Source organism: Anaerotignum lactatifermentans, assembly GCF_014982935.1.
In the GTDB taxonomy this organism is placed as follows: domain Bacteria; phylum Bacillota; class Clostridia; order Lachnospirales; family Anaerotignaceae; genus Anaerotignum; species Anaerotignum lactatifermentans.
On sequence record NZ_JADCKK010000077.1, the window covers coordinates 1 to 10140 of the forward strand.

The window sequence follows — 10140 nt, forward strand, 5'->3', positions numbered from 1 at the left end:
CCTGTTATTGACATGCCATCTTTTGGATGGTATATATAAAACAAAGGTGGAGTGCTTCATTTCAAAGCATTCCACCCAGTCTTATCATAGAAGAATCTTATTTACAGACTTTTCTTCATACCCTCGGTATATATAAAACAAAGGTGGAGTGCTTCATTTCAAAGCATTCCACCCAGTCTTATCATAGAAGAATCTTATTTACAGACTTTTCTTCATACCCTCAATATAGCGCAGTTCTGCAATTCTCTTCCAATAGTTTTCTACAATGGTAACCCGCAGACCAAGACCCAACGCAATTTCTGCCGCATTTACGCCTGCATGACCGCCGCCGATAATCAACACTCTGGGTGCTGGCAGTCCAGAAAGCTTTCTGAACAATGTACCGCTGCCGCCACGATCTACCAGTCCATATTTTACTGCTTCCAGCATTGCAAGGCTGCCTGCGATTTCACTCATTGGTTTGATAGTAGGTCTTGTGCCGTCAGGCAGTTTGATCAGTTCCATGCCCAGACCAACTGTGCCATGATCCAGCATTGCATGCAGCATATCGTGATCCACATCTTCTGCCAGATGGAACCAAGCCATAACAATCTGATCTTTTTGCAGCAGATCATATTCCCCTGCCTGCAATTCTTTTACTTTCACCACAAATTCCGCTTTTTTATAAACATCGGCAATGGTTTCTTCTATTTTCGCGCCTGCCGCAATGTAGTCTGCATCCTGAAAACCGCAATTCGCACCGGCATCCTTCTGGATCAGAACTTCATGTCCGTCCTGCACCAATGTTCTTGTCCATTCGGGTGTTAAAGCAACTCTTGTTTCTCCAGCTTTCATTTCCTTAGGGCATCCAATAATCATACTTCATTACTCCTTTCATTTTAAAAAAGTTTTTTGATTTGTTACGCCCTAATAAAAAGCAAGTCCTGTGCCAACTCTCTAAAAAAACATTTCAAATACAAATTTTTTTAGCAAATAATCTATTTTTCTTTTCTCATTCTGGTAAAAAACATGTTATTTCGTATACAAAATCCAAATTGTCTTCTTTTTCCCACCGAAAATCCCTTTGAAATACCAATACCATCAAAGCTAAAACAATAAAAATCCCAAAAACATGAAAAAAGTTGCAGTAAAAACTGCAACTTTTTTCATTATTTTTCCTTTTGCTTCATTTTCAATTTTTTCAGATCAATTTCGTATTCTTTTAATTTATTAAACAACTGCCGTTCACTGATGCCCAAATGTTCTGCCGTTTCCTTTGTTTTGCATTGCTGCATCTGCAATACTTCTAAAATTAATTCTTTTTCCGCCTGCATGCGCACCTCTTTCAAGGAGCTTCCACCGAAGGATTCCTTTACTGGCATCTTTTTTTCAAAAAATTGATCCGGCAAATCTTCCAAAGAGACTGTCCCATCTTCTGAAAGCACCACCAAACGCTCGATTACATTTTTCAATTCTCGAATATTTCCTTTGTAATTATAAGCCAGCAATGCATCCCATACTTCTGCATCCGGTTCTTTCATTTCTTTTTCCTGTTCTGCTCCATATTTTTTCAAAAAGAAGCGGATCAGTTCTGGCAAATCTTCTTTTCTTTCCCGCAATGGCGGCAATACAATCGTAATCGTACAAAGCCGATAATATAAATCACTGCGGAAATCTCCATCTTTCATTGCCTGTTCCAAATCCACATTGGTAGCGCTGATTAAGCGAAAATCCACAGGGATACTTTGTGTACTGCCAATACGTTCAATGGTTCTTGTTTCCAGTGTACGAAGCAATTTTGACTGCACATTACGCGGAATATCCCCAATTTCATCTAAAAAAAGTGTTCCGCCTTCTGCTGCTTCAAATCTTCCTTTATATGTTCCAATGGCACCAGTGAAAGCACCTTTCTCATGACCAAACAACTCGGATTCCATCAAACTGTCTGAAAGAGCATGGCAATTAACTGCAAGAAATTTCCGATCTGGTCTGCTGAGCTGATGAATATAGTTTGCAAATACTTCTTTCCCAACGCCGGATTCTCCTAATATCAAAATATTGGCGGAACTCTTTGCTGCACGTTCTACAATACGAAAAATCTTTCGCAATTCTTCATTTTTTGTATCCAGCATATAATTTCGATTTTCTTCCTGCAACCGCTTTCCATTTTGCTTAGACAAATATGCATTCTGAAGTTTGCGCAGTTCTGCCAGCAATTCTTCTGGACCTTTCCCTTTGACAAAATAAAACCAAGCACCTTTTTTCATGGCTTCCACAGCGTTTTCTATACTGCCATATCCTGTCAGTAATATCACTTTGCAATTAGGGTATTTCCGCTTTGTCTGTTCCAAAAGGGCAATGCCGTCCTGTCCTTCCATTCGGAGATCTGTAATGACAATGTCCGGCTCTTTTTCTGCCATTCTTTCCAGTGCCGTTTCCACAGAATCAGCAGTTCTCACTTCATACCCCTCACTGTTCAGCAGTATTTTCAATATCTGACGCTGTTTCTGTTCATCGTCCACTACCAATATACGCAGTCTGCCTTGTTTCTCACACATTATCATTCCCCCAAACTTTTTTTCAATGGCAGCATAACGCGAAACAGCGTTCCCTGCCCTTCCTCACTATAAACCTGTATACTTCCGCCAACTTCTTCCAACTGTTGGTATACCAGATAAAGTCCTAAACCTGTACCAGTGCTTTTGGTTGTATAAAATGGATTGAAAATTCGTTCCTTTTCTTCCGCTTTCATCCCCTTGCCATTATCTTCCACTTCTACTACGGCAAAGTTTTCCGTTAACATAACAGAAATTCGAATTTTCTTCTGTCTGTCTTTTACTGCCTCCATGGCATCCATGGCATTGGTAAACAAATTGATAAATATTTTTTTCAGTCCCTCTTGGGTACAGCAAACCCATACTGGTTCTGTACAGTTAAATTCGACCGCAATCTGTTTGTGATGGAACAAAGGCATCTGCAGCTGCAAAATCATTTGCACAGATGCTTTTAGTTCCGCTTCGCCAATTTCCGTCGGGGATAATCTGGCAAAAGACAGCAGACTTTCCACAATTTTATTGGCTTCTTTGGCTTCTTCTTCAATGACGCAAATGGTCTGTAAACAATCTTCCTTTGTGTGCAAAATCCCTTTTTTCAAAGCATAGCAATAATTGCAAATGATTTCCAAAGGATTTTTCAATTCGTGAGAAATGCCTGATGCCAATTCCCCAATTGCCATCATCTTATTATTTTGTATGTTTTGTTTTTCCTGAATCCGCCGCAGTGTCACATCCTCTGCAAGCAATATGACATTTTCATTTTCGGACAATCCTCCAATATCACTGCAGGTAATGCGGTAAATCTTTTGGTTGATTTCCACTTCCTGCTGTGCAAAGGCATCTTTTTTAGCTGTTTTTATCATCTGCAAAATTGCTGGCTGGGTAATAACAGCTGCATCCCCACTGCACAACGCATTTTGGTTCATATCTTTCTTTGCTCGTTGATTCATTAGTTGGACTTGTCCTTCCGGTGTCACCTCAAGCAAATATTGTGGAATGGCATCCAGCACTGTTTTCAGACGCATACGTTCCACATTTAATTCCCTTGTCCGAACCTCAACCAAAATTCTGGTATGCTTATGATATACCAAAACAAAAAAACAAAAAATCCTGCAATTCCTGATAAAAGTACTGCCAACCAGACATAAATGAACTGCCGCGGCAACGCATCTTCCAGAATGGAAGTCAAAAACCATTTTCTCTGTACCCTGTCCAGCACATCCTGTGTTCTCAGTTTATAAACTGCCTTATCAATGATTTTTCCCAGAACTGCATCCTCTTTCCGCACAGCAAAAACAACATCCTCTGTATATACTTCTTCATCCAGAATATAGTAATCCTGGAACATTTTTTTCACCTTGGGCATAATACATAATGTTTTGTTCATCCGCAACTATTCCATCTACATTCTGTGCCTTCAGTTGCTCTGCACATTCCCCAATGCTGTCATATTCCAAAATCTTGAATTCTGGATAATGTTCCTTCAGAACAGTCAACGCGTAATCCGCTTTGATACCCGCAAGTGTTTTCCCCTGCGAATCCTGAAGCTTTGTAATTTCTTCCCCATCATCTCGCAAAAAAAACGACACCCTTACTGCGATAAATAGGTGCTGATAAATAATATTTCTCAGCTCTTTCTTCTGAATAGGAAATCTGAATCATATCTACTGTTCCATTTTCCAACAATGTAAAGGAATCCGCCCAAATCACTGGCTGAAACTCAATCGTTGTATCCATTTCCCAGGCTAACTGATTCATCAAATCAATGGCAAATCCATTTTCTGATTCCATCATCGGATCATAAATCTGCGCTGGAAAAGAATCTAGTGTTTCTCCATAAATCAAAGTGCCTCTTTCCTTCAGAAACGCTTTTTCTTCCGCGGAAACTTCATTTTTGCCAAAAGCAATATAAAACAAGTTTCCGCCGTATACTTTCACACAATACCAATTTCCCATAACAAGCAAAAACAGGAATAAACCAAGTAGCCACACCACATACAATATATTCATATGAAATTTTTTATTGCTCTGTTTTGTATCTTCCATAGCATCACCCCGTTCTTGCCGCACAGTTGCATCATCAATATCTGAGAATTCCACAAAACTGCATTCCTGTTCCACAGACAATGCAGTTTTTTCAAAGAAATCTACTCCTTTTTGGTACTTTTCCAGCTTTTGCATATCACCACAATATAGAAAAAGCAACGGCTATCCCCTCGTAGCCTTATATTATAAACGCAATTGCTTACAAGAAAACCCATAATTTTTGCATAAAAAAAACTCCGAATCAGATTGATCCTACAGTTTTTAAAACCATATAGGACAATATCTTTTCGGAGTTTTTTGTTTCCAATTTTTAGATTTTTATAAATACTTATTTTTTCAGTTCAGCTAATGCTGCCTTTCCCGCATCCGTCAATCCATCCACGATGTATTCCTCGCCGCAGCACATGTCTATTTCGTATGTAACCAGCCAATTTTTTTCTTCCATTTCTTTTAACCGCAGCAAAATATCTCCGTGTTTCATGCCAGTTTCCCAAGCCAAAGCAGCTGCATCGGTTTCGCCGTTTTTTTCTGTCAATTCCACAATTTTTTCCATCAACAGCAAATATGTTTCTTCCATCATTCTCATCTCCTTCTTGTATTGAGTATACCATGTATGTGGATTGGGAACAATCACCAGTTTTCTGGCTATTTTCCAAACCTGCTATACATGTATTTATATTCATTCAAAGCATTCAAACACTCCGCATATTTTCTATAAAAAGGATTGAACATCCCAAAAAGCATTCATAAAAATGAACGATTCCATTTCTTTTCTCTCGTTAAATTATTAAATAATTCTATAATTTATTTTTAAATTCTGTGTTCAAAAATTTAATTTATATATTTTTTTAATTGTTATATTGTCATTAGCAAAATAAAAACATTGAAATATCAACATTTTTCTCATTATATTGAAAAATAAGTCATAAATCTATTCAATAAATCTATTTGACTTTTCTATAATTCATTGATATATTTAATAAATAAAAATACAAACAGAATTTCCAAAGACATGCAAAGACAATTGTCTTTATAAATTCATTTTTCAGACGAAAGGGTGATTCTATTGCTTACTTACAACAAGAAGAAAAATCTGCTGGAACTGTATAAGTATCAGTACAGCCTGCAGGATGTTCAAGAACCAAACCTGTACCGTGACAACTTCAATTACGACGAAGTACCAAAAGTTACATTCAACTATCGACTGGTTCCTATGAACTGTCCTGACGAAATCTGGATCACTGATACAACTTTCCGTGACGGCCAGCAGGCACGTGCACCCTACACCGTTGATCAGATTGTAACATTATATAAAATGTTGAGCCGTCTGGGCGGTCCCAAAGGCAAAATCAGAACCTGCGAATTTTTCCTTTACAGCGAAAATGACCGCAAAGCCATTCGCGCTTGTCAGGAACAAGGATTGAAATTCCCTGAAATTACTGGTTGGATTCGTGCCACCAAAGAAGACTTTAAACTGGTAAAAGATATGGATCTGGAAGAATGCGGCATTCTGGTAAGCTGCTCTGACTACCATATTTTCAATAAATTACATAAAACAAGAAAACAGGCCATGGATGGTTATCTGGAAGTGGTAAAAGCTGCTTTGGACATGGGTATTCGTCCTCGCTGCCACTTTGAAGACGTTACCAGAGCCGATTTCTACGGCTTCGTCGTTCCTTTTGCACAGGAACTGCGTCACCTTATGGAAGAATATCAGATTCCCGTAAAAATCCGTTTCTGTGACACCATGGGCTATGGCGTTCCTTATCCTGGTGCTACACTGCCTCGCAGCGTTCCCGGTATCATCTATGGTATCAACCACTTCGGTCAGTTCCCCAGCGAACTCATTGAATGGCACGGACACAACGACTTCTACAAAGCTGTTGTAAACGCTACCACCGCATGGCTCTACGGCGCATCTTCCATAAACTGTTCCCTGCTTGGCATTGGGGAACGTACCGGCAACACACCACTGGAAGCCATGGTTATGGAATATGCACAGATTCGCGGCACACTGGATGGTATGGACCCTACTGTTATCACAGAAATTGCCGAATATTACGAAAAAGAACTGGGATACAAGATTCCCGAAAGAACACCTTTCGTTGGTGCTGATTTCAACGTAACGCGTGCCGGCATCCACGCTGACGGTGTTGCAAAAGACGAAGAGATTTACAACATCTTCAACACAGCAAAAATCCTGAACCGCCCTCTGGGTGTAGAAATCAACAAAAACTCCGGTTCTGCCGGCATTGCTTACTGGCTGAACCACAATCTGCAATTAGAAGGTAATACAAAAATTGATAAAAATGCACCTGAAGTCGCACTGCTGAAAGATTGGGTAGATAAGCAGTACGAAGACGGCCGCGTTGCCTATATCAGTAAGGAAGAATTGATTGCTGCCATGCAGGAACTGACACCACACCTTATTGCATACATCAAAGAATGAAAGAAAATTGAGGAGGCTTTCACATGAATATCACTGAAAAACTGATTAAATCTCATCTGGTCAGCGGAGAAATGATTCCCGGCAAGGAAATCGCCATCAAAATTGACCAGACCCTGACACAGGATTCCACAGGTACTATGGCTTATCTGCAGTTTGAAGCCATTGGCATTCCCAGAGTTAAAACAGAAAAATCTGTTGCATACATTGACCACAACACATTGCAGACAGGCTTTGAAAACGCCGATGACCACAAATATATCCAGACCGTTGCCAAAAAACACGGTATCTATTTCTCCAAACCTGGCAACGGCATCTGCCATCAGGTACATCTGGAACGTTTCGGCAAACCCGGCAAAACACTGCTGGGTTCTGACAGCCATACTCCTACTGGCGGCGGTATCGGCATGCTTGCCATCGGTGCAGGCGGTCTGGATGTAGCGGTTGCCATGGGCGGCGGCGCTTATTATCTTGCAATGCCCCGTGTTTGCCGTGTAGTACTGACTGGCAAACTGAGCCCTTGGGTAACTGCAAAAGACGTGATTCTGGAAGTTCTGCGCAGACTGTCTGTAAAAGGCGGCGTCGGCAAAGTTATGGAATACGCTGGTGAAGGCGTAAAAACACTGAGCGTTCCCCAGAGAGCAACCATCACAAACATGGGCGCAGAACTGGGCGCAACTACATCCGTATTCCCCAGTGACGAAGTAACAAAAGCATTCCTGAAAGCACAGGGTCGTGAAGAAGACTGGGTTGAACTGAAAGCAGACGACGACGCTATCTACGACGAAGAAATCACCATCGCTTTGGATGAAATCGAACCTCTGGTAGCATGCCCTCACAGCCCTGACAATATCAAAAAAGTAAGTGAAATCAAAGATTTGGCTGTAGATCAGGTTGCCATCGGCAGCTGCACAAACTCCTCTTACACAGATATGATGACAGTTGCTGCCCTGCTGAAAGGCAAAACTGTTGACCCGAACGTAAGCCTTGTTATCGCTCCTGGCTCCAAACAGGTTATGAACATGCTGGCTGCTAACGGCGCGCTGGCTGACATCATTTCCGCTGGTGCACGTATTCTGGAATGCGGCTGCGGTCCTTGTATCGGTATGGGTCAGGCGCCTGCAACCAATGCGGTATCCCTGCGTACCATCAACAGAAACTTTGAAGGCAGAAGCGGCACAAAATCCGCTCAGGTATACATCGTCAGCCCCGAAACAGCTGTTGCCAGCGCATTGACTGGCAAACTGACAGACCCTCATACATTGGGTGAAGCACCTGTCATCCCTATGCCTGAAGAATTCATGGTAAATGATAACCTGATCATCCCTCCCGCTCCCGAAGGCGAATGTGTGAAAGTGGTAAGAGGTCCCAATATCCAGCCTTTCCCCAAAAACACAAAAGTGCCGAAAGAAATCAAAGGCGGCGCATTGATCAAAGTAGATGACAACATCACCACAGACCATATCATGCCCTCCAACGCAAAACTTCTGCCCTTCCGCTCCAACGTGCCTTATCTGGCAGATTACTGCCTGACACCTTGTGATCCGGAATTTCCTGCAAGAGCGAAAAAAGCTGGCGGCGGCTTCATCATTGCCGGTCAGAACTATGGTCAGGGCAGCAGCCGTGAACATGCGGCACTGGCACCTCTGCAGCTGGGCGTAAAAGCAGTTATTGCAAAATCCTTCGCACGTATCCACATGGCAAACCTCATCAACAACGGTATCCTGCCTCTGGTATTCGTCAACGAATGGGACTACGACAACATCAAAATCGGCGATGAATTTGTCATCAAATATGCTGCCGACCAGATCAAAGGCGCTGCACAGGGTCAGATCGTCAATGTAACCTGTGTAAAAACTGGGGAAGAAATCCCTACTCGCCTGAACATCTCCGAACGTCAGAGAGATATTCTGCTGGCAGGCGGTCTGCTGAACTATACAAAAGAATCCAACTAATGATATTGAAGGAGGAAAAATTCCATGTCATATAAAGTTACTTTGATCCCCGGTGACGGCAGTGGTCCGGAAGTCATTGCTGCCGCAAAAAGAGTTGTAGAAGCAACAGGCGTTGCCATCGAATGGGAACAGGCAGAAGCCGGCGCAGCTATGATTGAAAAATATGGCACTCCCCTGCCCGATGAAACCATCGAATCCATCCGCAGAAACGGCGTTGCGCTGAAAGGCCCCGTTACCACACCTGTCGGCACTGGTTTCCGCAGTGTAAACGTAGCCATGCGTAAAATTTTCGATCTGTATGCCAACGTACGCCCTGCGAAAACTTATCCCGGTGTCATCAGCCGTTATGATAACATCGATCTGGTAGTCGTTCGTGAAAACACCGAAGACCTGTACGCAGGCATTGAACATATGGTTGGCGAAGATGCGGCAGAAAGCATCAAGCTTATCACCAGAAAAGGCTGCGAAAGAATTATCCGTTATGCCTTCGATTTTGCCGTAAGAGAAGGCAGAAAGAAAGTAACTGCTGTACATAAAGCAAATATCATGAAATGCACAGACGGTATGTTCCTGGATATTGCAAGACAGATTGCAAAAGAATATCCTCAGATTGAATTCAACGACAGCATCGTAGACGCCATGTGCATGCGTCTGGTAATGCATCCCGAGGACTATGATGTACTGGTATGCCCTAACCTTTACGGTGACATTGTTTCCGACCTGTGCGCAGGTCTGGTAGGCGGTTTGGGCTTAACTCCCAGCGCAAACATCGGTGTTAGCGGCGCAATTTTCGAACCCATCCACGGTTCCGCTCCTGACATTGCCGGACAGCACAAAATCAATCCCACTGCGGCAATCCTTTCCGCTTCCCTGATGCTGGCACATCTGGGCGAAGCAAAGGCTGCTGCAGACATTGAACAGGCTGTGACAAAAGTCATTTCCGAAGGTAAAACACTGACCCAGGACATGGGCGGTACTGCTTCCACAGAAGAATTTGCTGACGCAGTCATTGCGGCACTGTAATATTCACAGAAAATCATAACCACGCCTAAAAGACGTGGTTTGCACTAGCCCTATAAGGGCTTATTAAGAGCCAGCGCCTAAATGACGCTGGCTTTCACTTCGTTCAAGCCTTGGTGGTATGATTATCTGCTACCCT

10 protein-coding genes are annotated in these 10140 nt (G+C 42.4%); 3 read left to right on the plus strand and 7 right to left on the minus strand.

From position 1 onward, the window contains the following. Nucleotides 1-198 precede the first annotated feature (198 nt). The 7 genes from INF29_RS12925 to INF29_RS12955 form a co-directional block, all read right to left on the minus strand. Nucleotides 199-858, minus strand: coding sequence for an FAD-dependent oxidoreductase (locus tag INF29_RS12925; protein ID WP_193487068.1), 660 nt, complete (start codon nucleotides 856-858; stop codon nucleotides 199-201). 290 nt (nucleotides 859-1148) lie between these two features. After that, nucleotides 1149-2537, minus strand: coding sequence for a sigma-54-dependent transcriptional regulator (locus INF29_RS12930; RefSeq protein WP_193487070.1), 1389 nt, complete (start codon nucleotides 2535-2537; stop codon nucleotides 1149-1151). Between the two features lie 2 nt (nucleotides 2538-2539). Next, complete coding sequence (locus INF29_RS12935) at nucleotides 2540-3559, minus strand: sensor histidine kinase (protein WP_243184177.1); 1020 nt, start codon at nucleotides 3557-3559, stop codon at nucleotides 2540-2542. An 11-nt stretch (nucleotides 3560-3570) separates the two neighbouring features. Further along, complete coding sequence (locus INF29_RS12940; RefSeq protein WP_193487074.1) at nucleotides 3571-3882, minus strand: type 2 periplasmic-binding domain-containing protein; 312 nt, start codon at nucleotides 3880-3882, stop codon at nucleotides 3571-3573. Then, complete coding sequence (locus tag INF29_RS12945; RefSeq protein ID WP_193487076.1) at nucleotides 3854-4111, minus strand: type 2 periplasmic-binding domain-containing protein; 258 nt, start codon at nucleotides 4109-4111, stop codon at nucleotides 3854-3856. Before INF29_RS12945 ends, INF29_RS12940 begins: the two co-directional genes overlap by 29 nt. Continuing rightward, nucleotides 4101-4739 carry a transporter substrate-binding domain-containing protein gene (locus INF29_RS12950; RefSeq protein WP_193487078.1) on the minus strand — a complete coding sequence of 213 codons (639 nt, stop codon included), beginning with the start codon at nucleotides 4737-4739 and terminating at the stop codon, nucleotides 4101-4103. The genes INF29_RS12945 and INF29_RS12950 overlap by 11 nt, the downstream gene beginning before the upstream one ends. A gap of 169 nt (nucleotides 4740-4908) precedes the next feature. After that, a complete protein-coding gene (locus INF29_RS12955; protein ID WP_072853640.1) occupies nucleotides 4909-5157 on the minus strand; it encodes a hypothetical protein in 249 nt (82 codons plus the stop codon). A 489-nt stretch (nucleotides 5158-5646) separates the two neighbouring features. Here INF29_RS12955 and INF29_RS12960 point away from each other — a divergent pair, with 489 nt between their 5' ends. From INF29_RS12960 to INF29_RS12970, 3 genes are read left to right on the plus strand one after another with little or no spacing between them, the layout of a single operon-like run. Continuing rightward, a complete protein-coding gene (locus tag INF29_RS12960) occupies nucleotides 5647-7029 on the plus strand; it encodes a beta/alpha barrel domain-containing protein (RefSeq protein ID WP_193487080.1) in 1383 nt (460 codons plus the stop codon). 23 nt (nucleotides 7030-7052) lie between these two features. After that, complete coding sequence (locus INF29_RS12965; RefSeq protein ID WP_087989776.1) at nucleotides 7053-8981, plus strand: aconitate hydratase; 1929 nt, start codon at nucleotides 7053-7055, stop codon at nucleotides 8979-8981. Nucleotides 8982-9005: 24 nt separating this feature from the next. Beyond that, nucleotides 9006-10004 (plus strand): isocitrate/isopropylmalate dehydrogenase family protein, encoded by a 999-nt coding sequence (locus INF29_RS12970; RefSeq protein ID WP_087989775.1) that lies wholly within the window; start codon nucleotides 9006-9008, stop codon nucleotides 10002-10004. Nucleotides 10005-10140: the final 136 nt, after the last annotated feature.

Excerpts from the sequence above, each read along its gene's own strand:
- INF29_RS12925 (WP_193487068.1), bottom strand. The coding sequence starts at position 858 with ATGATTATTGGATGCCCTAAGGAAATGAAAGCTGGAGAAACAAGAGTT.
- INF29_RS12930 (WP_193487070.1), bottom strand. The coding sequence starts at position 2,537 with ATGTGTGAGAAACAAGGCAGACTGCGTATATTGGTAGTGGACGATGAA.
- INF29_RS12935 (WP_243184177.1), bottom strand. The coding sequence starts at position 3,559 with ATGCGTCTGAAAACAGTGCTGGATGCCATTCCACAATATTTGCTTGAG.
- INF29_RS12940 (WP_193487074.1), bottom strand. The coding sequence starts at position 3,882 with ATGTTCCAGGATTACTATATTCTGGATGAAGAAGTATATACAGAGGAT.
- INF29_RS12955 (WP_072853640.1), bottom strand. The coding sequence starts at position 5,157 with ATGGAAGAAACATATTTGCTGTTGATGGAAAAAATTGTGGAATTGACA.
- INF29_RS12965 (WP_087989776.1), top strand. The coding sequence starts at position 7,053 with ATGAATATCACTGAAAAACTGATTAAATCTCATCTGGTCAGCGGAGAA.
- INF29_RS12970 (WP_087989775.1), top strand. The coding sequence starts at position 9,006 with ATGTCATATAAAGTTACTTTGATCCCCGGTGACGGCAGTGGTCCGGAA.